This window comes from Salinispora goodfellowii (assembly GCF_059570675.1).
This window is the reverse complement of the sequence record NZ_JCANTD010000023.1, coordinates 35986-58956: the sequence shown is the minus strand read 5'-3', so window position 1 is coordinate 58956 and position 22971 is coordinate 35986. Positions and strand designations below refer to the sequence as shown.

The following is a 22971-nucleotide window of genomic DNA, read 5'->3' as shown; positions in this document are numbered from 1 at the left end:
ATCCGACACTCGGCGGCCTTCCTGTCAGAGTGACAATAAGTCTATGGTCGATTCATGTCTGACGATTGTTGGGTTCCGCCGACCGTTCTTCTTGCGGTTGACCTCGTCATCCTTACCTTGCGGGAGTCCTGCCTTCATGTGCTGTTGATCGAGCGTGGGGTTGAGCCCTATCAGGGCGCCTTGGCCCTGCCTGGCGGCTTCCTCGGCCACGAGCAGGAAGACCTCGTGACGGCTGCCCATCGAGAGCTTGCCGAGGAGGCGGGTTTGGGGCCGGATCAGTTGCACCTGGAACAACTTGGCGTCTACGGTGCGCCGGATCGTGACCCCCGAGGGCGGGTGGTCTCCGCGGCTTACCTGGCCATTGCCCCTCGGCTACCCGAGCCGGTTGCCGGCACCGACGCATCCCGGGCGTGTTGGATCCCGGTGGCGCAGGCGTTGTCCGGTGACGTGCAGCTCGCCTTTGATCATGAGCAGATCCTGACCGATGGGGTCGACCGTGCGCGGGAGAAGTTGGAGCGCTCGGCGCTTGCCACCGCCTTTTGTGGTCCGACCTTCACGATCTCGGAGCTTCAGGACGTCTACGAGGCGGTGTGGGGCGTGCCGCTCGATGCGCGGAACTTCTACCGGAAAGTGCAGAGCGTGGACGGCTTCATCGTCCCCGCCGGGCCGAGTCGCAAGACCGACGGTGGGCGTCCCGCTCGGCTATTCCGTCCCGGCCCCCGTACGACTCTGCACCCTCCGATGATCCAACCCCTCAGCCAGGCAGAGAGGGAGACAGCGTGAGCACGAATAGCGGTCTCGTCGTGATCCTCACGGCGCTGGACCTCGAATACGCAGCGGTCCGCGACCAACTGACCGACCTACGTGTACGGTGGCACCCCGCCGGCACCCGCTTCGAGGCCGGCCGGATCGGCCAGAGCGACTGCCGGGTCGCCCTGGGGCTGGTCGGTAAGGGCAATCATCCGGCCGCTGTGCTCGCCGAGCGGGCGATGGCCGAGTTCTCCCCGGCCGCTGTGCTGTTCGTGGGAGTCGCCGGTGGCCTTTGGCCCAATATCCGACTCGGTGACGTCGTCGTCGCCAGCAAAATCTACGCCTACCACGGTGGCACCAGCGAGGACGACGGTTTGAAGGCCCGACCGAAGGCGTGGGAGATCCCCCACGAGGCCGACCAGATCGCCCACCACGTCGACAGGTCCGCCGCGTGGCGCCGTGGTCTTTCCGTAGGCGCAGCGCCCAAAGTCCACTTCGGGCCGATTGCGGCGGGAGAAGTGGTGCAGGACTCGGGAATCTCGGAACAGGCCCGCTGGATCCGCCAGCACTACAACGACGCGGTAGCGATCGAGATGGAAGCGGCCGGTGTGGCCCAGGCGGGCCATCTCAACCGTGCCCTGCCCGTGGTGGTCGTGCGCGGCATCAGCGACCACGCCGACGGCAGCAAGGCAGCCACGGACGGACAGGACTGGCAACCGAAGGCCGCACGCCACGCCGCCGCGTTCGCCACCGCACTGGCGCGAGAACTGACTATCGACGGCCCGGCCAGCCGAGGCGGCGCGGACCGGGACGGGAGCCCCACGATGCCGACGACCAACCACAACATCGCCACCGGGAACGCCCACGTCGGGGTGCAGGCCGGGCAGATCTACGGCAACGTCACCGTCGGCGTTGGCGCCGATCAGCCGATCGATTTGGCTGCGAGCATCGCAGACCTACGAACCCACCTTAAGCAGGCCCGCCTCGACGGACAGCTGGACGAAGAAACCTACGCCGCGGCCGAGTCGGAACTGGAGGCGGCGACGGCCTGCGTCCCGGCAGGCACAGCCGAGAAGAAGAGCGGCCTGATCGTCGCGCTCAAGCGGTTGCGGGGCCTGGTAGCCGACGTGTCCGAGCTGGCCGCGCGGCTCGCGGCGATCATCGCCCTGGTGCGGGACCTGTGATGACGACTCCAACCACGGCCAACGTCGCCCAAGGAGATGCGCACGTCGACATACAGGCAGGCGTAGTTCACGGTGACGTCAACTTCTACCGCCTGCCGCCAAACCCGAGTCCGGAGGAGCAGTTCGCCTTCGCGCTGAAGTATCTCGACGCGCGAGTTCGTGATCAGGCGCGCGGGCTCATTGAAGAGGCTGTCGCCGGTGGGTATGTGACCACGGAGGTCCAGTTCTACCGGCTGATTGCCCTGCTGAGCGGACGCACCCTGCGCCAACTCGCCCCCGAGGAACTGGATCGCCTCACCGCCGTCTGCGCCAGCCTGCCCCACCTCGATGATCATGACGAGTGGACTGCGGGGTTGAAGGTAATCATCCGCCTCCTGGCCCCCGTCAGCGCCGCCGAGACGGATCTCGTGGTCAAAGAGATCGACGCGCTGAACCGACCGCAACGCGAGGGGATCTACGGCCACCTCGAGGCGCTACTCGAAGGCGCGATGCAAGAAGAGATGTGGCGGAAGTCCGTCGCCCAGGCGGACTTGCAGCGTATAGCGGAGGACCGATTCAACCGCGTCTGGAAGTTCTTTCATCCCACACCCGCGCAGCCTCGGACCCTACCGGTACAACCCGCTGCGGTTGCGCTGCGTGACTGGCTAAGCGCCGGTACCGGCGCGGCCATGTTCACTCTCGCCGTAGTGCAGATGATCGTGCTGGTGACGGCCCGCGGCACGCTAGACCCGTTCCTCGGTCTACTCGCCGCCCTGGTCGGACTGGCCGCGTTCTGCGTCGGTGGGGCGGACCGGTACTACCGCGGGGCACGGCTGCGCGCAAAGGAAGCCCAGATCCGTCCACCCCGGCAGTGGCGACGAGATGCACCACCGGGAGGCTTCGCCCGCAAGGTGGACCGGCTCTTCGACCGCTACTTCCGCCGGTACGTGCCGGAAGGAACCGACCGAGCTTACTGGCTCGACCAGACGGCGGGGATCCGGCGGCACCTCCGCGACGAGGCGGTCGAGCTCTACCGGGAACAGCGCGTCGAGGCCGAACGGGTCGCCTGGCTCGTCCGACACCTGGTGGGAGATGTCCGAGGGCAATGGGAACGAGACACGCTGACGGCGTACCGCCAGCAGCTGCGCAACCCTGTCAGGACCATGGCCCTCCACGTCGGGGGACTGGCCCTCCTCGCAGCGGGGAGCCTCTGGGCCGTTCCTGCGGTCGTGACCAGCGCCCCCTTGTCCGGCACAGGATGGTCCCTGCTCGCGGTGGCGTCCGCGGTGCCGGCGGTGCGCTCGTCGTTTCGGATCGCCGCCGAGCATCGCAGGGTCGCCGACGACCATGCGGAACGCAACGATAAGGACACGGCCCGCTGGGCGGCATACCACCGGTGGTGCCACAAGCTGTCCGGCAAGCCGTCGGACACCGAGATGGCCACCTGGTTGGAAAGCGACCGCAAAGTCCTGGTCGACCAGGCCATGCAGCAATACCGACTCCGCCCCAGCCAGGTAATCGCACACGCCTTCATCGAGGCGCCGGCACCCTCATGCAAGAAGGCCCGCTATCCGCAAGGGCCATGGCGGTACTCCCGGTATCGCCTGCTGCTGTTTCTCCTCACCGAGGACGGCGTCCGGCAGGTCAACATCGATCTCGACTTCGAAACCTCCGCAAGCCACACCACGCAACGGCTCAACTATCGTTTCGACGCCGTCGCCGCCGTACGGATCGACGGCATCGCCACCCGACGGCAGACCTTCGAGCTGACTCTGTTCAACGGAGAACCCATCTCAATCCGAGTGAGCGATCCTGACAACGGGACGGTCCAGCACGACGAGAACCCAACCAAGATCGCTGAGCTATCGCTAGACGCTGCCGGGCTCAGTCACACCCTGCACGTCCTCGAAGGCGTCGCCGCCGAAGGCAAGGAATGGGTCAAACACCGACGCGACCGCGCCGACGAAAGGCTTGCCAACCTCGCCGGCGCCATACGCGGGCTGCTCGATTAGGTCAGGACGAGTCATCCTATTGCCGAGATTGGTAGTATTCGACCTATCTGAATCGTGCACCTTCACGGTGGATGACCGCCAGCCCTCGTCAGCTTCCCGACGACCCCAACTGCCGGGCCTGCGTGATCGCCCCTTCGACGGCCTGCCGGGCCTCGCCAGTGCGCTGTACGACCAGTACCAGGACCTGCTTGAGATCGTGCAGGCCGAGCGGATCTTCGACGTGGTGTCGGTGCGCGTCGACGCCAACCACTACTCGCGTACCTGCGAGGCGTGGCTGGACAACCTGCGTGCCAACCGGGAGGCCGCGGCCGGCGAGGAGGTGTACGCGCAGCATGAGCGCGCGATGGCGGCCGACGTGCGGGCGTAGGCCGAGCGCTTCACCACCCTGCTGCGGATCTCGTGCGACTAAGCACAGGACACGTGTCGTCGGGACCGTCAGGCGTCGACCGGACGATCGCCGCGCTCGCGGACGGGCAGCCCACGCCGCGGGGTGATCGATGCGATTGCCGCCGCGCCGAGGATGAGCGCCGGGACCACGATGTAGACCCCGTCGCCGAGCCCCAGGAGCAGGCCCCAGGCCAGCGTCACCAGCGCGCACAGCGCCGTCGTGGCGCCGACGGCGCGGCCGGCCAGGTCGGCGGCGAGGGGCAGCAGGGCCGCGACCACCGGCACACCCAGCAGGTAGCCGGTGGCGGCGCCGTTGTCGGACACGGTGTCGGGCAGCAGGGCGACGACGATTCCCAGGGTCAACCCCAGGGCGACCAGCCGCAGTGACCGGCCGAGGGCCGGCGGGGCGCCCCGCCGTCGGCTCAGGTAGAGCAGTGCCGCCACGATGACGAACAGCGCGAGCACTCCGCCGACAATGGCAGCGACATTCATGACGACTCCTCGGCCTCGATGATGTCGGCGACCCGGGCCTCGTTCACGTCGACCGGCCACCGCTTCCGCAACGAATCGGTGAGCTGACGCAGCCGCTCCTCCTGCCGATGGGCGGCCACTGCCGACTTTACCCGGTAGGTGACGTCGACCACCCCGTCGCTTTCGGTCACCTCCTTGACGAAACGGGACAGCACCTCCGGATCAGCGGAGGTACGCCGCGCTCCGTTGCGGCGCAGGCCATCGCCTGCATGAAGCAGGTGGCGATCGGAGTCTCACCCTGGTAGCCGATACCCGATCCAAGAACGTCCATCGGTCAACGACCCGTTCTCGACGCGAACCGGTCAACTGGTTCACGATGACCCCGCTATGGCGACATGGGTCATCAGCTGTCGTGACATGGCCACCAACTGTCCCCGTGAGTCCCACAACTCCACGTCCTGCTCCACCAGGCCACCCGCGAGCATCCGACTGCTGGTGCGCGCCTGAATCCACCCGGACGCGGGCTGACGCCGCAGGTGCACGGTGAGTTCCAGGGTTGGCGCCATGCCGTCCACCGCCTCGAGGACGGCCGCCGGGAAGGCGTCGGCGAACAGCACAAGCGACACCAGGTCTACGTCGCTGCCGTCGGCGAGCCGAATCCATGCGTTCAGGTTCGGTTCCCTGGGCCCGGGGCCCAGCCACCGCGACGGCGGGACCACACGGTACTCGTAACGGTCCGCCAACGTGGCGCCCAGCGCGGCCGCAGCCGCCCGAGGGGGTACGGCGCACTGGTCCGGCTCGGGGATCTCAGGGGGAGTTGGCGCGAAGACCGCCGTCCCGTCGAGCATTCCCTGCACTCCGAAGGTGGCCAGGAGGCGCAGCCGTTCCTTCCCCTCCTGCGCCAGGGCGGCTGTCACCGTGCTGGTGATCCGCCCCCGCTTGACGACCTCCACGGTGAGGTCGGCCGACCCATGGCTCTTTTTCCTGCATCATTCGCTCCATCCGGGCGACCCTTGCCGCCGTCCGCCGGTTCTCAGGGTTGCCGGCCCGCTCGTGTCCACGTCGATCGTCCCACGTGGTCGGTGGTAAGCGAGTGGTACGTGCGCCGGTGCGCGCCGTTTACTCCTGTCCGAATGGGCGGTATGTTACTTCGGTGGCCAAGGCTTTCCGGACGGGAGGACGTAGGTGCGTATCTATTTGGGTGGACCAATGTTTGATCTGCCGAATGTCCTGTTCAATGTAGACTTGACTGCCCGGCTTCGGAAGCACGGGTTCGCCGTTTATTGCCCGAACGAAAATGATGCGATCAACGACAAGACCCGCACGGACATCACGGCTGAGGAAGTCTATCGGCAGGACTGCGTTGAGCTACTGGCGTCCAATGTCTTTCTCTGTCAGGTGGCCGAGGATTCTGGCACGAATTGGGAGGCTGGAATGATGGATTGTCTCTCGACGCACGTGGATCCCGACAAGTATTACGGCGTCCTGGGCTTGGCGACGGATATCCGGCTCGCCACCGCGCCCGACCCGACCAAGAGCGGTATCGACAACCAGTCATGGGCGGTCAACGCCTTCGTGATCGGGGGACTGAAGAGTTCCCTCGGTGTGGTCGGCGACGTGGATGAGTTGGTAGCCCGCCTTCTCGAGGTACGAGCGGATCGAGAAGAGCGGGACACTGTTGACGACTGAAGCCGCCGCTTCAGGATGGCGCGGACCGTAGGTCTGACGCATAGCGCTTGATCAGAAATGCCACGGCGAACGTCAGATCCGCAGACCTGCGGATCTCTGACAGGGACATCCATACCGGTGCGACTCCCTCGTCGTTGATGACGATCTCCTCGTCGCCACCGGTGTTGGTGAAATAACAATGCCAATGATGAGCGTCGGCGCCCCGGCGGCACGAATCACCGATGATGTCCACCCCGCCCAGCGGCCGCAGCGCCTCGGCCTGAATCGACGTTTCTTCCCTCAGTTCACGTCGAGCGGCGAACGCGGAAGCTTCGCCGGCGTTGACGTGGCCGGCCGGTATGGTCAGCCCGAAAGGAAAGCGGGTCCGGCGGAACAGCAGGAACTGACGGGCCGGGTTCCGTACGAATATTCCGGCGGTGTCATGCCAGTACTCACCGTCCGAAGCGATCCACCAGGCGATTGCGGGATCGATGATGAGCGCCCGCGGTCGATGCGCGCGGCACGCCGCACAGACGTAGGAACCGGTCACGTCCCGCGTGAGTCGTTCGCTGTCGCACTCTATGCAGGACGTCCGAGGGGCTGTCCCCTCGACGAGGGCCGGGTCAAGCGTGGTCATGGCTCGCTACCTTCACCAGCTCGTCAAGGCCATCCACCCAGTCAACGCCTTCCCGCATGAACTGCTCATCGGTCACGAGCCCGGTGGTGACCCCGACGAACTCTAGGCCCGCATCGATCGCGGCAGCCATGTCCATAAGCGCGTCGCCGACATAGACCGTCTGCGCGGCCTCAACACCAATGCCTGCGAGAACGCCACGCGCGACAGCGAACACCTCCGGATCCGGCTTGTGCGCGCCGGTGACGTCCGCACCGTGCACAAACAGCAGCTTCCGTACGGGGAAGCCGGTTCGCGTCAGGTCGGCGATCGCCGGCGCAGTGTTGGCAGCGGTGACGATGCCGACGTGGACGCCACGTTGCAGCAGGTGGTCGACTAGGTCCAACGCGCCCTCCATGGCTGTCTTCGGGAACTCCGGCTCGAGCGCCAGGTTCGCCGCTCTCATCTCGTCCAGGGAGGCCGCGGACTGGTACAAACTGGTGATCAACTCGTCGAACGGCCGACCCCAGTGCTGCAGCAGATCGTCATCGGTCACCTTCAGGCCGTAGACGCGGGCGGCGACTGCCTTGTGATGGTTCCATTTGGCCTCCCGGCTCCGCAGAAGTGTGTCGTCCAGGTCGAAGACGACTGCGGCGGCGCCAAGCAGTCTCCGGCGTGCTTGCTGCGCTCTCATAACTCGCATGACGGGTCCCTTGGTTGACATGACTCAGAGGAATACCGTTTCCGGCGCCAAGCCGAGCAGCACCCGCCCGTGTATCTCGAGAGCCGAGTCGGCGTTCAACGCTGCATGGAGACTCATCGCCAGCGAATCGCGGTGGATGCGTTGGATGGGCACGTCGCGCCGAATGGACGAGGCGCCGGACGCTCTCTGGACGATGGCCACGGCCTCGTACGCGAGCCTGGCGCTGTACGCCGCGAGCGCCCGCTGCTCGGCACGTTCCGTGAGCGTGTGACTCATCCGGCGGTTCGCCAGGTCGGATACCCTGGTGACAAGCCGCTCGCTGAGGGCGGTCGCCGCGAGAATCTTCATCCTCACCTCGCCGACTTGGTGATGGGTGATAGCCGCATCACGCTGTGACGTGTGCCGCGTGAATGTAATTGCCCGCCCGTCGACGTGGCCAGCGAAGAAGTCCTCCGCCGCCAGAGCAAGCCCCAGGGGAGGCCCGGCGTTGTAGGCCGACAGCAGCGGATAGAGCTCGTAATGGAAGAAGTCCTCGGACGAGCTCGGGTGTGTCTCCGGTCGCGTCCAGCCTAGATCCGGGAACGGCAGGACACGCTGCGGGGGCACCCGCAGGTCTGCGACGCTGACGGTGCTGCTTCCCGTGCCCTGCAACCCGCTGGTGTGCCAATCGTCGTGCACCGTGAGATCACGCTTCGGCGCCAGTGCCAGCATGTGGCGGCCGTTGAGGCGCGCACCCAGCAGGTCCCATGCCGCATCGTGGATCCCGGTGTTGAACGCCCATTTCCCGGTGAGCCGATAGTCGGTTCCGTGTTCGGTGAGCACCCCACTGGGGCTGGACACGATGCTCGTCCGGCTGGCCGGTATCGCGAACACTTCCTGCGCTACCTCCTCGGGGAAAAGGCCAGCGGCCCATGCTCCGGTGAAGTAGATGGCCGTGCACCAGGCGGCTGAACCGCACCCCCGCGCGATCTCGGACAACACTCGGACCTGGTTGGGGAGCGGCAGTTGCTGCCCGCCGTACTGGGCCGGGACCGGCATCCGGAAGACGCCGGCCGCGGTGAGCGCCTCGATGATCTCGGGCGCGACCCTTCCCAGTTGCTCGGTCTTGGCGGCATTTGCGACAAGCACCTGCGTGGTCTCCCGGAGCGGCGCAAGACAGGGGTCCGGCATCGTGGCTCAATCCTCGCTCTCGTCACGGCGGAAACAGAACATCAGCGTCACGGCGGCGACGATCACCGCGACGGCGCTGAGGACTCCCGTCGCCGACCAGTCGAATGTGGTGACCGTAGCTCCGAACAGTGGCGGTGCGAGCAGTGTGCCGAGGCTGCCCAGTTGGGCCAGCAGGCCATTCGCGACGTCCGTTTCCGAGTCGTGGTCAACCGTGTAGGGAACCAGGGCGAACATCAGCGAGACGAAAAAGCCGTTGGAGACGAACGCCACCAGGCCGGCACCGATGGCTACCCAGGTGGGAACGGGCGACAGGAACGTGATCGTCACCGCCACCGGCACGACGGCGATCCACCAGATACCGCGCTGCGGCGACCGTGATCGTCGCAGCAGGACGGCCGCGCCCACACTGCCGAGGACATTGCTGAAGGACAAGACCGCCGTCACGAAACCCGCGTCCACCACGCTGAGGCCGTGCCGTTCGGCGAGGAATCGGGGCAGCAGGGTGGTGATCGCGACGCCGATGGCGGCGACTGCCGCGAAGGCCACCGCCAGCAGCAACGGCCGGCGGCGGACCTTCACGGGGATGTGTTCCTGCTCCGTCCTTGCCGTCGTCGGCGGCACCGCCTGTGTCATCAGGAGGAGAACCAGCAGCGGAGCGACCGCCAGCATCGCGAGCCAGACCCGCCAGCTCGAGGCCGCGGTCACCGCTCCACCCAGCGCCGCCGAGACGCCCAGGCCGATCGGGATGCAGGTGCCCCATAGGGCGAGGGCGGCACCACGTGCTGGGCCCTTGGCCAACCGCGTGAGCGCCACCGGTCCTGCCACGAAGACGAGCAGGTAGCCCAGACCCGCGACGAGCCTACTGACGAGAAGTACGGCAAACGTGTCCGCTAAGGCGGCGCCGGCTCCGGCTGTGCCGAGGACCGCCAGCCCGGCCAGCAGGGCCGCCCGGAATCCCCGACGCCGGATCAGGACCCCTGTCGGCAGCCCCAGCGCCGCGGCGACGCAGGTGATGACGGAGGTGGCCAATCCGATCTCTACCAGGGAGAGACCGAGCTGCTCCTGCATCGCCCCGGAGATCGGAGCGAGGGCACCAAGCACCGCAGCCGCGAGCACACCCGCGCACCACACCGTTCCGATGGCGAACGCCGTTTTGCGGCGGACTCCGTACTCGTCAAGGGCTGTGGTTGTGCCAACGCTGATCATGGGCTTGGTGCCTCTCGCTCTTCACCGTCGGTGAGGATCAGAAGTTCAGCCCGTAGCGATCGAGCAGTTCCTGGTCCCCGGATACGTAAGAAGTGTCGGTGATGACGGTGTGGTCGGACGGACCCCGGCTGCACATACACATGTGCCTGCCGCTCGAGGACACCCGAACGGCACGGGCACCACCGCTCACCATGATCTCTTCGGCGATGTCCTTCACCAGGTACTCCTGGATCTGGAAACGGCGGCTGTATGCCTGGACGAGGCGGGGGAACTTGCCGAGCCCGAGGATCCGGTCGCCGGGCACGTAGTCAATGTGCACCCTGCCGAAGAAGGGAAGGAAGTGATGGGCGCAGATCGAGAAGTAGTTGATGTCGTGCACGCGGACTAGACCGCGATGTTCCCCCTCCACCTTCACCGTGGTCTTCAGGATCTTGGTGGTGTCGGTGTCATAGCCGCTCAGCAACTGCTTGTAAGCCCGGACGATGCGATCCTCGCATTCCGGCTCCTCGTACCAGGCCAGGGCGCGCTGGTCCTGGGTGACATTCTCTTCGAGCCATTGTGCGATCGTCATCATCTGCTCCGTTCTCAGCTGCGAGTGGTAAAACGCTCCGGCTGTTACTGCTGCAAAACCTGACGCTCGTCCAGGTGGTGACCGACAGTGCCTCCTTTCAATGATTCCCATACGCGTCGACCGGCCTCGTATATCCGGTCGTGGTCAGGGTCGGGTTTGGCGACCGCCGGGGCGGCCACCTCGCGCCACTCAGTGAAGGGCAGTGCGAAGTGATGGAGCCCGGCGGTCACCCGGGCCAGGGACTCCAGGCTCGTTTCCGGATGGAACCCCGTCCACCATTCCTTGCGGAAATCGAGGTGCCCCGTGGGGGAGAAGGCGCGAAGACCGCCGTCGTAGACGGCGCATTTCTCGAGCAGGCTGTCTGGGTGGCTCAACCGCTCCCACTCGAACTCGGGCGCCGTTGCGGGCGTACTGCGGAGAAAGTCGAACGGCGCCTGCGGGAATCCGTTGTCCACGCCGGGCTCGGGCAGTCTGAAGATCGACTCGAGGGCGATGATCGTGGCGGACGGTGGTGCCGGCAGGGCGGCGGCGTAGGTGTTCACCAGCGTCTCGATGGCGGCAAGGCCGGGCGCAGCGGCGATCGTGACCACGACGAGATGCGAGATCCGGCGACGATGCGCGGCGACCTCGGCTAGCACCTTCCGCAGCGCCAGTTCGACGGTGGAGCCGGTGGCGACGATGTCGCCCAGCACCAGAACGCCGCCGTCAGCGTCCTCCCAGCGCTCGTAGTCGACCGTCACCGGACCGTCGCCGGGCCGGCGCGTTCCGATGAAGCTGACCGCCGGTGGTATCCCGGACACCGCTTCGACGGCGCCCGGCGCGTCGAACGTCAGTCCCCCGCGGAGGATGGTGAGGATCTCCGCTCGCGTTCGCGTCAGGGCCGCCTCGAGAGCCGGGACCGCGCTCGTCGTCAGGGAAAGGGCGTCGCGGACACCGGTGCGGAGAACGTGGGCGTAGCGACTGCCCACCAGGTGCGGATCCGTGAGGAGTTGCCGGGTAGCCGGCGTCGAACTCACGATGACGTCGACCAGACCCGCGGTGTGGTGCCGGTAGCACGTGGATAGGTCCCGACGGGCGAGAAGTTCCATTAGCCGTCTTCCGTTCTGCGTTGCCGGTCAGGCCTTGCGCGCCGGACGTCGCGCGGGCACGGCCCGGCGTCGCGCGATGGCACGCTCGATCAAGTACGACGACTCGACGCCGTCCACCGTCTTGGCGACGGTGTCCACCGGCTCGTGGTTGTCCACTCGGCACACCACGATGCGGCTCTTCCACCAGTCGTTCAGTTCACCCGGTTCCTCGGCAATGACGACGTCGAGCCCGACGCCTCGGAACAGGCTTCCCCAGTCCAGTTCGCAGGACCGTGACGAGCTGCCACCCCCGGATTCGTAGATGCCGTTGTCGAGAATCACCAGTCCGTAGTGCGGGAGTGTGGGCACGAGCGCGCCCAGTGCGGTGAGGACGGAAAGGTTCATCAGGAAACTGCCGTCGGTGTCCACCGCCACCACCGGAAAGTCCGGACCATTGAGCGCGATTCCCAGCGAAACGGCGGTTACGTCACCCATGCTGTCCATAAAGAGCGTGGCATCTGGGCGCAAGGCATGCATTTCCTCGCTGGTGCGCCCCAGGGAACACGCGAAGATGGCGTCGCGGCCCATGGTGTCGACCACGGCCTGCAGGGCCTCCCGGGAGTTCACGTCGTTCCCCGCAATTCCTGCAGGAACGGCCGTTCCGCGACCACGCAGACGCTGCACTGTCCGGTACCGAGCATCGCGAATGCCGCCTCCAGCGACTCCCTGAGCTGGGCCACCGACTCGACGCTCTTCGACGGAATGTCCAGCATTTCCAGATGTGCTTTCATGGTGCGGGAATGAGCTATACCCCACCAGTTCTCCTCGCCGAAAGAGCCTCGGTGGGAGACCATCAATGCGATGTGTTGCCGGTGAGCCAGCACCAGCCGCGAGAGGGTCTCGCAGGCTCGGCGCAAGCCGGAATTCTCCATGATGACCAGGACCCGTCTCCCCGCGAGGTTCGCGCCGGCGGCCATGGCGACGGCGGTGGCCTCGTCGTTGACCTGTACGTAGGAGATGGCACCGGAATCGGCGAGACGGTTGAGTAGCGGCGACAGCAGGGAGTCCGGCACCGCGACGACTAGGTCGACGTGCACCGCGACGAGCGCCTCGTAGGCCAGATCCACCGCGGTTGTCGTCACCACGGCTTCGTCTTCTCGCCCAGCAGTTCCACGATGATGTTCCGGTAGCGGCCGGTTCCGACGTTGTGCAGCTGGTGCGGTATGCCCATTCCGTGCCGGACGTGGTCGCCGACGGCGTCGGTCACCGGGTCCACCCGCCCGTCCTGGTGGTGTGTCTCCGTGCTCCCCGGGGCGAGGACCACGTAGACGTAGTCGCACGGATGCTGGTGCACCTCGGTGCTTTCCCCGGGCGCCAGTTCGAGGTTCCAGATGCGGACCTCGTCGTCGGCGTACAGGAGCTCCGTACCGATGGGCGCCACATCGCCGCTCAGTGGAATCGCCGAGCTGGGTCTCTTCGGTTCGATCACGTTTCAATCAGCCTTTCGCTCGTGCGGGAGGCCCGGTGCCGTCTCATCTTCCGGCGCCCGCGTGGAACGTCACCGGTAACGAATCAAAACCCCACAGCAGATTCGACCTCAAACGGCGCACCGGGCCGGCGAGACGCACTTCGGAGACGCGGTTCAGCAATTCATCGAACATTACCGTGAGTTCCATGGTGGCCAGGCCGGATCCTATGCAGTGGTGGTTGCCCTGGATGAAACCTAGATGCCGGTTCGGCGAACGCCTGACATTGAATCGATCAGGATCGTCGAACAGCTGCTCATCACGGTTCGCCGAGGGTAGCCAGGCCACCACGTACTCGCCGGCACGAATGTTTATGCCGCCGAGCTCGACATCCCGTGTCGCCGTTCGAAGGGAGTGCATGACCGGGCTGGTGTAACGCACGACCTCCTGGATGGCCGAGGGGAGCAGATCGCGATTCTGGCGGATCGCGCTCCACTCGTCCGGGTTCATTACGAAGGCTAGGAGCCCTCCGACCGTCGCGTGTCGCGTGGTCTCGTTGCCACCGGACAACAGCGCGTCACAGTTGTAGAGGACGTCTTCGTCGGTCAGGGCCCGCCCGTCCACCTCGCCGTGCACCAGCGCACTGACGAGATCCTCCATGGGGCGCTTCCGGCGATCCGCGGCGAGGTCGAGGAAGTAGGCCATGATTTCCGTGTGCGCCGCTACCTTCTCGACCTCCTCCCGGTCGTCCGCGGCGGTGGAACCCCAGGCGAACCTGGTTCGCTCCGCCATGAAGTCCCAGTCCTGTTCTGGAACACCCAGTAGATCGCAGATCACCGAGACCGGAAGCTTGTGGGCCAGCCGCGTCAGTTCACAACTACCGTCCGCTATCGCAAGATCGATGGCCCGGCCGGCGGTTGCCCTCATGTTTGCCTCCAGCCGCCGGATGGTACGGGGCGTGAAGGCCGAGCTGACCAACTTGCGGATCTTGTCGTGCTGCGGTGGATCGGTGACGTTCAACATTTTGCCCGCAGCCCGTGCCAGCACCTGCGGGTTCGAATCCAGCCGCATGCCGTTGGCCGAACTGAAAACCTTCGGATTCGTCAGCATGTCGGTGCACAATTTATGTGTCATCACCGCCCAGAATCGGGCACCGTTGGCGCGTCGATTGTCGTAGACGGGATGTTCCCGGCGGAGTCTTTCCCAGACGGGCAGCGGATCGCTGTTCTGGTAGAAGATGGGGTCGGAAAGATCTGGAGAAATCATCACGATACCTAGACCTCGATCGAGTCAAGTGCCGCGTGCAACACTTCGTCCCGGCATTTCGTGAGGTAAAAGTGCCCTCCGGGGAATGCTCGGAAGCTGAACTGGCTGTTCGTGACGGACGACCAGGCGCGTGCCTCTTCGGCGTCGACGAAGCTGTCCTCCCGTCCGACCAGGGCGGTGACCTCGACGTCGATCACATCGCGCGGCTTGGCGACGAACGACTGGACGAGGCGAAAGTCGTTCCGGATCGCGGGCAGCAAGACGGAGCGCATGTCGGCGTCGTCCAAGAGTTGGAGTCCGTCGACGCCGAATCGCTTGACCGCCTGCACGAGTTGCTCGTCGCTGAGCAGGCTCGCGTTCTCTTGGCCGGGGTAGGGGCGGGCCAGGTGCGGTGCAGCGGATCCCGAGACGACGAGCCGCCGGACGGCGCCGTGCTCACCGACGCCGGTCAGCCTCTGGGCGACCGCGTACCCGACCAGCGCTCCCATGCTGTGGCCGAAGATGACGACGGGCCGGTCGAGCAGGCCGCGGATCCCTTCCGTCACGTCGTCGACGAGCGAGTCCATGTCGGCCGGGAGAGGATCGCCGAGCCGATTCTCCCGCCCTGGGTACTGGACCGCCCAGAGCTCGATGCCCTCGCGAAGCCGCTTGCCCCAATCCCGGAAGTAGCTCGCGGCGCCGCCGGCATGGGGAAGACACACGAGCCTCAGCCGGCCCGACGGCACGGGGTGAAAGAGCCGAACACCACGTCTCGAAGTCAGCGCGCTGTTTCTCATATCGCTGCAGCCCGCCGCATCACTTGCCGCCTCGCGCCACGGCATTCGCCAGCCCTTCGATGGTTGGCGAGGCGAAGAATTCGCGGACGGGCAGCTCGATGCCGAGCGACGAGCGAACCAGCGAGATGATTCTGGCCGCGACGAGGGAGTGTCCGCCCAAGTCGAAGAAATCCTCGGTGACACTGATGCCCTTCTGCTGCAGCGCTTCCTCCCAGATCTGCGCCAACGCCCTCTCCGTCGCCGAGCGCGGCGGAACATGGTCACGCAACGGTTCCACAACATCAAGGGACTGCAGAGCCAGCCGGTCGATCTTCAGGTTCGGGGTCATCGGCAGCGAAGGTACGACGTGCACGGACGACGGCATCATGTACCAGGGGAGTATCTGGCGGAAAAAGGCCCGCAGCTCGTCAACGAAGGCGGCGCCCTCGCGATCGGCGACGACGAAACACACCAGACGCTTGCCATCGAGTTCGCCCTCCTTGACGACGACCGCACAGGCCCGGACAGCACGATGCCCGGAGGCCGCCGCCTCGACCTCTCCCAGCTCCACCCGGTATCCGCGCACCTTCACCTGGTCGTCGCCGCGGCCGGCGTATTCGAGGCAGCCGCCGGATCCCGATCGGACGATGTCGCCGGTCCGATACAGCCGAGCGCCCGGTCGAGCCGAGAAGCGGTCGGGGATGAACCGGCGGGACGTCAGCTCCGGCAAGTTCAGGTATCCGGTTGCCACGCCTGCTCCGCCGATGTAGAGCTCTCCGAAACAGCCGGCGGGCACGGGGTTCAAGTCGGCACCGAGCACATGCGCCTGAACGTTTTGGATCGGGTAGCCGATGGGGACGGTGGTGAAATCGTCGTTCTCCCAACCCGGTGCGGGCTCGTACACCGTTGCCGTCACGGTCGCCTCGGTGGGGCCATAGACGTTGCACCACCGGATGCGGTCGCTGACGTACCTTTGCCAGATGGACAGCGCGCTTCGGTGCGCCTTCTCGCCGGCCACGATCATCAGACGCAGGGATGATTCCTCGGACAGTTGGGTGAGGCAGTCTTTTTCGAGCACCCATCCGTGCCAGAACGCAGTGGGAACACTGAGGAACGTCGCTTCGGTGGCGATCAACTGCCTGGTCAGGGCCCGGAAGTTCTGGCGCAGTGGATCTCCGGCGATGAGCAGAGCGGCGCCTTGCAGCAAGGGCGGGAAGATCTCCTCCACCGAAGCATCGAAGCTCAATGACCTGCATAGCAGGACTCGATCACCGGGACCGAAGTTGAAGATCTTATTGACCGCAGCAGCATGATTCGCCAGCGAAGCGTGCGAGATCATGACGCCCTTGGGGCGCCCTGTCGAACCGGAGGTATGAGTGACGTAGGCGAGGTCAGACCCGCTGATCGCGGTCTCGATCGGATCGGCGGTACCTCCGCCTAGCATTCCTTCGGCCTCATCGACGAAGAGCAGCACTCCCGGGTAATCGGAGAAGAGGTCTGCGAAGCGACGCTCGGTCAGCAGGATGCCGGCCGCGATATCCGAAAGTGTCAGACGAAGACGCGCTTCGGGATACTCCGGGTCGAGCGGCACGTACGCCGCACCAGCCTTAAGAATGCCGAGCAGACCGATAATCATCCATGGCGACCGCTCAACGCATATCGCTACGGTGCTACCCCGGCCTGCGTTTTGATTCGTGAGGAGGCGGGCCAGTCCCGTGGATTTGCGGTCTAGCTGCTCGTACGGGAGTTCCTCGCCCTCCGAAACCACAGCGGCAGCATGCGGGGTCCGCTTCGCCTGAGCAGTGAAAAGCTCCGGCACGTACAAGGAGGATCGTACGCCTGGTGACGCCGCCATCATTGACCTCCAACGCATTGTGGCCGCGGTTATCGCGTAGGGCGCGGCACCGTTCCCGCGCCACACGAAAGCGGCGGCTGAGTGCGAGCAGTTTGCTGGCCGCCATCCGCCCGCTCCACGGGAAGGGCCCGGATCAAGCGCTTGATGTAGTGGCATCGAACTTCATGGCAACGCTATCGAAGCAGAGTTAACGGGCGATACGGCATAAGACGCGTCATTGTCAATCCCCTCGTGCGGATCGAAGCCCCTCGCTGGGAGTGCTAACCCGATCGACCGCCGTCTCCTACATTGCCCTCCTTGGATGGATGAGTCAAGGCGGCTTCACGTGGTCCTTGGCTCTCATGGACAGGAGAACTAGCTTTATCTCGACGTCTCCAGTTCGAATTGTGACATTAAGTGATCGCGGACCCGGCTTGGCAAGTTTGCAGTCAGGGGTGGCTCGCCATCGGCTAACCTCGCCGTTGACCTGCACTTCCCATGGCAGGATCCGAGACGCCGATCAAGGTTCGGAAGCTGCTGCACAGGAGTGGGGATCGCTACTAACGGTTACGGAAAGAAGCCGTAAAGAAGTCAGTGAGCACGCAAGTAGGCTTTGACCCACCGGAGATCACGTCGATGCTGGGAGATGCTCGCGGCCGACGGTGGGCCTCGACGCCGCCGATTGACGTTAATCCACCGCCATCATGCGCTGGTCCGGCCGCAAACGCCTGCGCGAGGGACAAAGCTATGCCATGCGACCGGGGTACGGCCGTTTCAAGATCGATAGTCGCGGTGGGTTACGGAGCGGCGAAAGGCGTGTCGGATATGGACGGAGCTTCGTCATCTCGCAGTCTGTAGTCTTCGTCACCGATCCGGTGTCCGCACCGCCGCCGACCGGGGATGTGTCGTCCACGCGGTCATGTCCCGGTCTGCTGGAGGTTCCTCGCCGGGTCCGACGGCCGTTCGCGTCAGGGCGGTGATCAGCCGGTCGCGGTCGTATTCGCGTTGGTCCCGGCGGCCACGGTAGCTGGGCTGAAGGGCTACACCGCTATCAGAGGGTGGTCCGTAGATGTTCGAGATGATCTATTCTTTGCGCTTGGTTGAAGATCTTTCGGCTGGGTTCGCCATGGGTAGGTGGCGGCCGGCCCGCAGTATGTGAATCTTGGTCGTGACCGTCGGGCGGTAGCAGCGGACCATCCTCTGGGGACGAGGAATTCCCGTCTGCCGGCGTGCCATGGCGATCAATCCAAACATCTGACTCGGACCGCGACATGCACCCGCTGGGCGTCGCCGTTGTCCCAGTCAATGACGGTCAACTCAGCGCGGCGGTGGTCCATGGAAACTGGGCTGCCGCCCTCTCCAGCCAGACAGGTCGGATAGGTGTGACCTTGGTGAATCGTTCCCGCAGCGTCCTGCCAACCGTCGGTGAGCACGGAGTAGAACGTGTCCCCATCGTTGGGCTTACGGGCGACGCCATCCGTCTCGAACGCGATCAGTCGCGTCTCCTCGTTAGACCAGATTACGGTCCCCGTCAACACGACCGCGGTCGCCGAATGCCGCTCACGCGACACCCCCACTCGATAGCCGCCGAGCCCGGCGATGACTGCGACGATGACCGCGAGCGCTATCGACACCCGCGCACGCCGCATCTGACCGGCAAGACGTCGCACTCCCATGATCGGCATCATGACAGGGTATGGCAGCGAGGCACGGTTGCCCCGCCTGGTCCAGGAGCTGCGGCAGGTCAGGCTGTCATTCCGGGGTAACAGGGCCCTAGGCTGCCGGCCTGGCTAGATGCCGGATCCCCGTCCCGTCTCGGGGTGCTGAACAGACTGACGGCCGTTCTCATCGCCGCCGTATGCGCCGTGGCGGCTAGCAATCGCTCGTACACCGCGATCGCCGAGTGATTCGCTGACGTCCAGGATGCCACCGCGCTTGCGGTGGGCATCGCTCCGGGCCGCCGCCCGTCGGAATCGATGATCCGCTGCAGGTTGCAGGCCGTGAATCCATGCCTGTTCACCGCCGCGGACAGCGGCTGACTGGCCACTCCGACGACGGCGACAGCACCGTGCCAGCTGCAGGCGGTCGCCGAGTACGGCAAGATTCTACGCTGCTCCCACACTACCGACACCGCCGCTCAGCGTGTCCTCGCCGCCTGTGATCAAGCTACCGCCGGAGTGGTCCTGGTCAGCACCGAGGTGGACGGCAAGGCCAACGAAATCACTCGCTTCGCGCCGCTGCTTGACCAGATCGGCGACCTGTGCAAACGGTGATAACCGTTGACGCGTTGCACTACCAGCGCGACCATGCCACCTACCTGGGCGAACGCGGCGCTTATTGGATTCTGGCCACCATGGTCAACCAGCCCAGCTTGCCCGTCCAACTCGCCGGCCTGCTCTGGCGGGCCGTCCCGGACAGGACCCGCGACACCGACCGCGGACATGGCTGCCGCGAGATCCGCAACTGCAAGATCCTGACGATCTCCACCGGGATCGACTTCCCTAACGACTGTTGGAGGAGGCGCACCGGGGTCGGTCGCCGAGTGGAGGGGCCGGCTCCGGCTTCCGGGGTAGTAGCATCTTAGCGATGGCCGTGCAGAACCGATCAACGTTGATCGACAAAGTCGCCTGGATCTACTTGAAGGATCGGCGGGTGCTGAGCACAAGGTCTGTCGGTAAGGATGTCTATTACCTGCCGGGCGGCAAGCGTGAGACGGGTGAATCCGACCTCGAAACACTGATCCGCGAGATCCAGGAGGAGCTGTCGGTTCGAATCGATGCGCCGACGGTTGTGCATTATGGAACGTTCGAGGCTCAAGCGCACGGACATGCCGTCGGTGTAACCGTGCGAATGACGTGCTATGTGGCCGGATACACCGGTGAGTTGACCGCCGCGAACGAGATTGCGGAAATCGCCTGGTTGACCATGCGTGACCGGGAGAGAGTCTCACCTGTCGACAAGATAATTTTCGCTCACTTGCATGAAGCGCACTTGCTGAGTAATTGACTCACGCCCCTGCGCGCACGCCGACTGAAGGCGTCTGCTGGATGTGTTCCGTCAGACTGGACTCGATTTGTCCCGGAAGAAGCATGATGAGCCCGCCGAAGACGACCCAGCTCCCGGCTCGCCGCAGTGTTAGGCATGCACACGCCTTGACTCCAACCGGGGTTGAGGCTGAAGACTCGGCCCATGGATAACGTGGACAGCAAGGTGCGCGTGGACGTGGTGCTGGACCTCATCTGCGTGCACTCGTACATTGGCTTCACCCGGCTGGAACGCGCCGCCGAGCGCTGGCGGGAGCAGGGTGGCGAGATCGAGATCCGGATCGCCCCGTTCGAGCTGGCCCCCGGCGCGCCGACGACGGGATCGCCACTGCTGGAGGCGCTGGAGCAGACGTTCGGTCCAGAGGCGGCCCGCAACGTCGGGCACATGGCCGCGGCGGCGGTGCAGGACGGCCTCGAGCTGCACTACGAGCGGGCGATCGCCACCGGGACCTTCGGCGCGCACGCCCTGGTCGCACGGGCCGCACGGCAGGGTCTGGCCGAGCCGGCGGTCGAGCGGCTCTTCCGGGCGCATTTCACCGACGGCCTGAACATCGGCGACCCGCGGACGCTGGCCCGGCTGGCCGGCGAGCTGGGCGTGACCGCCGGCGACGAGGGCATCGACCAGGAGGTCAGCGAGGGGTTGCGCCTGGTACGCGAGGCGGGGGCGACAAGCGTGCCGGTGATCCGCTTCGTCGGCGGCCCGGCCTTCGTCGGTGAGCAGTCGGAGGAGGTTTTCTGGAACGCCATCCGCGCGACGGTCGGAACGGGGGCCACGTCAGGGCCGGCTTCCGACGGGGTGGAGAACAGCAAGGTCCCCGAGGTGTCCAGCCACGTCCAGCAGTACCTGGCGACCGGCGGCGAGTTCGGGCACGACCACTACGGGTTCCCGTCGCTGCTGCTCACGTACACCGGTCGGCGTAGCGGCAAGCGGTACCGCACCGCGCTGATCTACGGCCGTGACGGCGACAGCTTCGTGGTGGTCGGTTCCAACGGCGCCAAGCCGCGCAACCCGCTCTGGTACGAGAACCTGATGGCCGAGCCGGACGCGATTGTCCAAGTGAAGACCGAGATCTTCCCGGTGGCCGCGCGCGCGGCCACGCCGGCCGAACGCGAGCGGCTCTGGCCGTTGATGACGGGCGTCTTCCCCCGCTACCTGGAGTACGAGAAGCAGACCACCCGCGAGATTCCGGTAGTCGTCCTGGACCCTCGCCGGGACTGAGCATCGGGGAACCGGTGAGGTGCCCGAGCATGTCGGGGCACCGCACCGGGCCGGGCTCGCACCGACAGACCTTCATCATCGAGTCGGGCTGGGCCGCGGCGTCGCGCCGGCCCGACCGTATTGATCTTGACGCCGTCGCGTGGAGCAGCTTCGCGCCGTGCCGGATGCTCCCGCCGTGCTCCCGCCGTGCTCCCGCCGTGCTCCCGGCCGGCACGTGATGCCCGAAGCCGGGCGGAGGGCCATCGTCCAGGCAGCGGTGCGCCGCTGCACTCAGCTTTCGGCGTTGCGTCGTCGCCGGTGCGTGAGACCGATGGTGAGCAGGAGGGCGGTGCCCGTTAGCACGGCCAGGCTGCCGGCGAAGAGCATTGACCCGTTGGACGATCCGGTGATTGGTAGGCCGGTCCCGGTCGGGCTTGGTGTGACGGTCGGGGTCGCCGTCGGATCGGCGGTCGGGCTGGCGGTCGGCGTCGCCGTCGGGCTGGCCGTCGGGGAAGCGCTGTCGCAGGCGAGGGTCGTACTGAAGGGGTAGTCGTGGATTTCCCCGCCGCGGTGCTCCAGGGTGCGCGCGATGATGCTGCCTTCGGTGTTGCTCTGGTCAAGATCGGTGAAATCGGCGCGCGGCGCGTAGATCGTTCCTTCGACCGTGGCGCCGCCGGGCGCGAGGGTGAGGGTGGTGGCGGTGGGGAAGTTGAACAGGATGAACCGGGCCTCGGGCCCGCCGATGCCGGCGAAGTTCGGTGCGGTCCAGACGAAGGTGTCCCCCACGTCGGTGGTGTCGACGTTGACCAATAGCGGGCTGCTCGCGGTCGGCTGGTCGGGGAAGGTCAGGATGCCGATGTTGTCCAGATCGGTCGAGTTGATGTTGAGTACGTTGGTGGTGTTCGGGCTCAGGTTGACGAGGGCGTTGGTCCCGGGTGGGATGGGGGAGGAGATCGGGTCGCCGTTCGGGTCCCGCAGCACGACGGTGTTCTGGCACGTCGCGAGCTCGGTGGAGTTCGACCGGAAGGTCTGGAACGCCTCTGCGAAGTCGATTACCGAGACCGGGCCGACACTCGGTACCGACTGGTTGGTGACGAGTTCGATCCGGGGCAAGGCGTCATAGTCGTCGGCCGGCAGGATGCGCGTATTGACCGGCGCGTTGTTGTTGTCAAGATTCCGCACGAAGGTGTCGTTCAGGTTTCCGATCTTGGCGAACCCGCCCTGCAGGACCTGGAGGCGGGTGCCGGCCACGCTGTTCGTGAAGTCCACCTGCCCGTCCACCACGAGCGCCGTGGGGACGCCCTCGCCGGGTGCGAAGAAGTTTCCCGCGCTCACCACGGCCAACTGGTACTGCGAGAACGCGAGGTTCCCACCGACGGCCAGCGTCCCCTCGTTCTCCGTACCGATCAAGGTCGCGTTTCCTTCCGTCATGACCAGGAATCCTTGGGTGGCCTGGACGGGGTCGATCGGGCCGACGGGCGCGGCGCTGACCACGTTGCCCATCATCACGAATGCGGTGGTGGCGGCTATCGCAGCGGTCGCGGTGGTGCGGGTGGTAGTCACCTTTGCGTACTTGTTCATGACTTCCCATCACATAGACGACTTCTTGCCCTCCTCGGTGATGATA

25 protein-coding genes and 1 pseudogene are annotated in these 22971 nt (G+C 65.7%); 7 read left to right on the top strand and 19 right to left on the bottom strand.

Features of this window, described 5'->3' with window-relative positions:
* Window positions 1–54: 54 nt before the first annotated feature.
* Genes T398_RS19545 through T398_RS19535 form a run of 3 tightly spaced genes read left to right on the top strand, consistent with a single transcriptional unit; the run spans window position 55 to window position 3925 of the window.
* The gene (locus T398_RS19545) at window positions 55–783 is read left to right on the top strand and encodes an NUDIX hydrolase (protein WP_496448861.1); all 729 of its coding nucleotides are present in this window, start codon (window positions 55–57) and stop codon (window positions 781–783) included.
* Window positions 780–1934 (top strand): 5'-methylthioadenosine/S-adenosylhomocysteine nucleosidase family protein, encoded by a 1155-nt coding sequence (locus tag T398_RS19540; protein WP_496448859.1) that lies wholly within the window; start codon window positions 780–782, stop codon window positions 1932–1934. The genes T398_RS19545 and T398_RS19540 overlap by 4 nt, the downstream gene beginning before the upstream one ends.
* Window positions 1934–3925 (top strand): hypothetical protein, encoded by a 1992-nt coding sequence (locus tag T398_RS19535; RefSeq protein WP_496448858.1) that lies wholly within the window; start codon window positions 1934–1936, stop codon window positions 3923–3925. Before T398_RS19540 ends, T398_RS19535 begins: the two co-directional genes overlap by 1 nt.
* A gap of 88 nt (window positions 3926–4013) precedes the next feature.
* Here T398_RS19535 and T398_RS19530 read toward each other — a convergent pair whose 3' ends face one another.
* From T398_RS19530 to T398_RS19510, 5 genes and pseudogenes are all read right to left on the bottom strand, one after another.
* Entirely contained in the window at window positions 4014–4259 is a 246-nt protein-coding gene (locus tag T398_RS19530) for a DUF6244 family protein (protein ID WP_496448856.1), read from the bottom strand.
* Window positions 4260–4360: 101 nt separating this feature from the next.
* Window positions 4361–4804 carry a hypothetical protein gene (locus T398_RS19525; RefSeq protein ID WP_496448854.1) on the bottom strand — a complete coding sequence of 148 codons (444 nt, stop codon included), beginning with the start codon at window positions 4802–4804 and terminating at the stop codon, window positions 4361–4363.
* Window positions 4801–4974, bottom strand: a complete 174-nt coding sequence (locus T398_RS19520) for a hypothetical protein (protein ID WP_496448853.1) — start codon at window positions 4972–4974, stop codon at window positions 4801–4803. Before T398_RS19520 ends, T398_RS19525 begins: the two co-directional genes overlap by 4 nt.
* 180 nt (window positions 4975–5154) lie before the next feature.
* Window positions 5155–5631, bottom strand: coding sequence for a thioesterase family protein (locus T398_RS19515; protein WP_496448895.1), 477 nt, complete (start codon window positions 5629–5631; stop codon window positions 5155–5157).
* Between the two features lie 21 nt (window positions 5632–5652).
* A pseudogene (locus T398_RS19510) lies at window positions 5653–5745 on the bottom strand (thioesterase family protein); the annotation flags it as partial.
* A gap of 223 nt (window positions 5746–5968) precedes the next feature.
* On the opposite strand from T398_RS19510, the gene T398_RS19505 reads away from it, so the two are divergent.
* Window positions 5969–6472, top strand: coding sequence for a nucleoside 2-deoxyribosyltransferase (locus T398_RS19505; RefSeq protein WP_496448851.1), 504 nt, complete (start codon window positions 5969–5971; stop codon window positions 6470–6472).
* Window positions 6473–6482: 10 nt separating this feature from the next.
* Here the strand turns inward: T398_RS19505 and T398_RS19500 are convergent, their stop codons facing one another.
* The 13 genes from T398_RS19500 to T398_RS19440 all read right to left on the bottom strand — a co-directional run bounded on the left by T398_RS19500 (window position 6483) and on the right by T398_RS19440 (window position 18787).
* Complete coding sequence (locus tag T398_RS19500) at window positions 6483–7088, bottom strand: NUDIX hydrolase (protein ID WP_496448850.1); 606 nt, start codon at window positions 7086–7088, stop codon at window positions 6483–6485.
* Window positions 7075–7758 (bottom strand): HAD family hydrolase, encoded by a 684-nt coding sequence (locus tag T398_RS19495; RefSeq protein WP_496448894.1) that lies wholly within the window; start codon window positions 7756–7758, stop codon window positions 7075–7077. The genes T398_RS19500 and T398_RS19495 overlap by 14 nt, the downstream gene beginning before the upstream one ends.
* Window positions 7759–7791: 33 nt before the next feature.
* Complete coding sequence (locus T398_RS19490) at window positions 7792–8937, bottom strand: acyl-CoA dehydrogenase family protein (protein ID WP_496448848.1); 1146 nt, start codon at window positions 8935–8937, stop codon at window positions 7792–7794.
* Window positions 8938–8943: 6 nt separating this feature from the next.
* A complete protein-coding gene (locus T398_RS19485) occupies window positions 8944–10143 on the bottom strand; it encodes an MFS transporter (protein ID WP_496448846.1) in 1200 nt (399 codons plus the stop codon).
* 37 nt (window positions 10144–10180) lie between these two features.
* A complete protein-coding gene (gene folE, locus T398_RS19480; protein ID WP_496448844.1) occupies window positions 10181–10714 on the bottom strand; it encodes a GTP cyclohydrolase I in 534 nt (177 codons plus the stop codon).
* Between the two features lie 44 nt (window positions 10715–10758).
* Complete coding sequence (locus tag T398_RS19475; protein WP_496448842.1) at window positions 10759–11802, bottom strand: type I phosphoribosyltransferase; 1044 nt, start codon at window positions 11800–11802, stop codon at window positions 10759–10761.
* Window positions 11803–11829: 27 nt separating this feature from the next.
* Window positions 11830–12408 (bottom strand): thiamine pyrophosphate-dependent enzyme, encoded by a 579-nt coding sequence (locus tag T398_RS19470; RefSeq protein ID WP_496448840.1) that lies wholly within the window; start codon window positions 12406–12408, stop codon window positions 11830–11832.
* Window positions 12405–12923 carry a thiamine pyrophosphate-binding protein gene (locus T398_RS19465; protein WP_496448838.1) on the bottom strand — a complete coding sequence of 173 codons (519 nt, stop codon included), beginning with the start codon at window positions 12921–12923 and terminating at the stop codon, window positions 12405–12407. The genes T398_RS19470 and T398_RS19465 overlap by 4 nt, the downstream gene beginning before the upstream one ends.
* Window positions 12920–13270, bottom strand: a complete 351-nt coding sequence (locus T398_RS19460) for a cupin domain-containing protein (RefSeq protein WP_496448836.1) — start codon at window positions 13268–13270, stop codon at window positions 12920–12922. Before T398_RS19460 ends, T398_RS19465 begins: the two co-directional genes overlap by 4 nt.
* 43 nt (window positions 13271–13313) lie before the next feature.
* On the bottom strand, window positions 13314–14513 hold the full coding sequence (locus T398_RS19455; protein ID WP_496448834.1) for a cytochrome P450: 1200 nt from the start codon (window positions 14511–14513) through the stop codon (window positions 13314–13316).
* 8 nt (window positions 14514–14521) lie between these two features.
* Window positions 14522–15334 carry a thioesterase II family protein gene (locus T398_RS19450; protein ID WP_496448832.1) on the bottom strand — a complete coding sequence of 271 codons (813 nt, stop codon included), beginning with the start codon at window positions 15332–15334 and terminating at the stop codon, window positions 14522–14524.
* Complete coding sequence (locus tag T398_RS19445; RefSeq protein ID WP_496448892.1) at window positions 15309–17123, bottom strand: non-ribosomal peptide synthetase; 1815 nt, start codon at window positions 17121–17123, stop codon at window positions 15309–15311. The genes T398_RS19450 and T398_RS19445 overlap by 26 nt, the downstream gene beginning before the upstream one ends.
* Before the next feature lie 1220 nt (window positions 17124–18343).
* Window positions 18344–18787 carry a hypothetical protein gene (locus tag T398_RS19440; protein WP_496448830.1) on the bottom strand — a complete coding sequence of 148 codons (444 nt, stop codon included), beginning with the start codon at window positions 18785–18787 and terminating at the stop codon, window positions 18344–18346.
* A 901-nt stretch (window positions 18788–19688) separates the two neighbouring features.
* Between T398_RS19440 and T398_RS19435 the strand changes: the two genes are divergently transcribed.
* The 3 genes from T398_RS19435 to T398_RS19425 all read left to right on the top strand — a co-directional run bounded on the left by T398_RS19435 (window position 19689) and on the right by T398_RS19425 (window position 21583).
* Complete coding sequence (locus T398_RS19435; protein ID WP_496448829.1) at window positions 19689–20108, top strand: NUDIX hydrolase; 420 nt, start codon at window positions 19689–19691, stop codon at window positions 20106–20108.
* 183 nt (window positions 20109–20291) lie between these two features.
* A complete protein-coding gene (locus T398_RS19430) occupies window positions 20292–21365 on the top strand; it encodes a nitroreductase/quinone reductase family protein (protein ID WP_496448827.1) in 1074 nt (357 codons plus the stop codon).
* 29 nt (window positions 21366–21394) lie between these two features.
* Window positions 21395–21583, top strand: coding sequence for a hypothetical protein (locus T398_RS19425; protein WP_496448825.1), 189 nt, complete (start codon window positions 21395–21397; stop codon window positions 21581–21583).
* Between the two features lie 52 nt (window positions 21584–21635).
* On the opposite strand, the gene T398_RS19420 is transcribed toward T398_RS19425, so the two are convergent.
* A complete protein-coding gene (locus T398_RS19420; protein WP_496448824.1) occupies window positions 21636–22925 on the bottom strand; it encodes a choice-of-anchor A family protein in 1290 nt (429 codons plus the stop codon).
* Window positions 22926–22971: the final 46 nt, after the last annotated feature.

Coding starts and splice junctions, on each gene's coding strand:
- T398_RS19545 (WP_496448861.1), top strand. CDS start 55: ATGTCTGACGATTGTTGGGTTCCGCCGACCGTTCTTCTTGCGGTTGAC.
- T398_RS19535 (WP_496448858.1), top strand. CDS start 1,934: ATGACGACTCCAACCACGGCCAACGTCGCCCAAGGAGATGCGCACGTC.
- T398_RS19530 (WP_496448856.1), bottom strand. CDS start 4,259: ATGCTGCGCGTACACCTCCTCGCCGGCCGCGGCCTCCCGGTTGGCACG.
- T398_RS19525 (WP_496448854.1), bottom strand. CDS start 4,804: ATGAATGTCGCTGCCATTGTCGGCGGAGTGCTCGCGCTGTTCGTCATC.
- T398_RS19515 (WP_496448895.1), bottom strand. CDS start 5,631: ATGCTCGACGGGACGGCGGTCTTCGCGCCAACTCCCCCTGAGATCCCC.
- T398_RS19500 (WP_496448850.1), bottom strand. CDS start 7,088: ATGACCACGCTTGACCCGGCCCTCGTCGAGGGGACAGCCCCTCGGACG.
- T398_RS19495 (WP_496448894.1), bottom strand. CDS start 7,758: ATGAGAGCGCAGCAAGCACGCCGGAGACTGCTTGGCGCCGCCGCAGTC.
- T398_RS19490 (WP_496448848.1), bottom strand. CDS start 8,937: ATGCCGGACCCCTGTCTTGCGCCGCTCCGGGAGACCACGCAGGTGCTT.
- T398_RS19485 (WP_496448846.1), bottom strand. CDS start 10,143: ATGATCAGCGTTGGCACAACCACAGCCCTTGACGAGTACGGAGTCCGC.
- folE (WP_496448844.1), bottom strand. CDS start 10,714: ATGACGATCGCACAATGGCTCGAAGAGAATGTCACCCAGGACCAGCGC.
- T398_RS19475 (WP_496448842.1), bottom strand. CDS start 11,802: ATGGAACTTCTCGCCCGTCGGGACCTATCCACGTGCTACCGGCACCAC.
- T398_RS19455 (WP_496448834.1), bottom strand. CDS start 14,513: ATGATTTCTCCAGATCTTTCCGACCCCATCTTCTACCAGAACAGCGAT.
- T398_RS19450 (WP_496448832.1), bottom strand. CDS start 15,334: ATGCCGTGGCGCGAGGCGGCAAGTGATGCGGCGGGCTGCAGCGATATG.
- T398_RS19445 (WP_496448892.1), bottom strand. CDS start 17,123: ATGGCGGCGTCACCAGGCGTACGATCCTCCTTGTACGTGCCGGAGCTT.
- T398_RS19440 (WP_496448830.1), bottom strand. CDS start 18,787: ATGCCGATCATGGGAGTGCGACGTCTTGCCGGTCAGATGCGGCGTGCG.
- T398_RS19435 (WP_496448829.1), top strand. CDS start 19,689: ATGGCCGTGCAGAACCGATCAACGTTGATCGACAAAGTCGCCTGGATC.
- T398_RS19430 (WP_496448827.1), top strand. CDS start 20,292: ATGGATAACGTGGACAGCAAGGTGCGCGTGGACGTGGTGCTGGACCTC.
- T398_RS19425 (WP_496448825.1), top strand. CDS start 21,395: ATGTCGGGGCACCGCACCGGGCCGGGCTCGCACCGACAGACCTTCATC.
- T398_RS19420 (WP_496448824.1), bottom strand. CDS start 22,925: ATGAACAAGTACGCAAAGGTGACTACCACCCGCACCACCGCGACCGCT.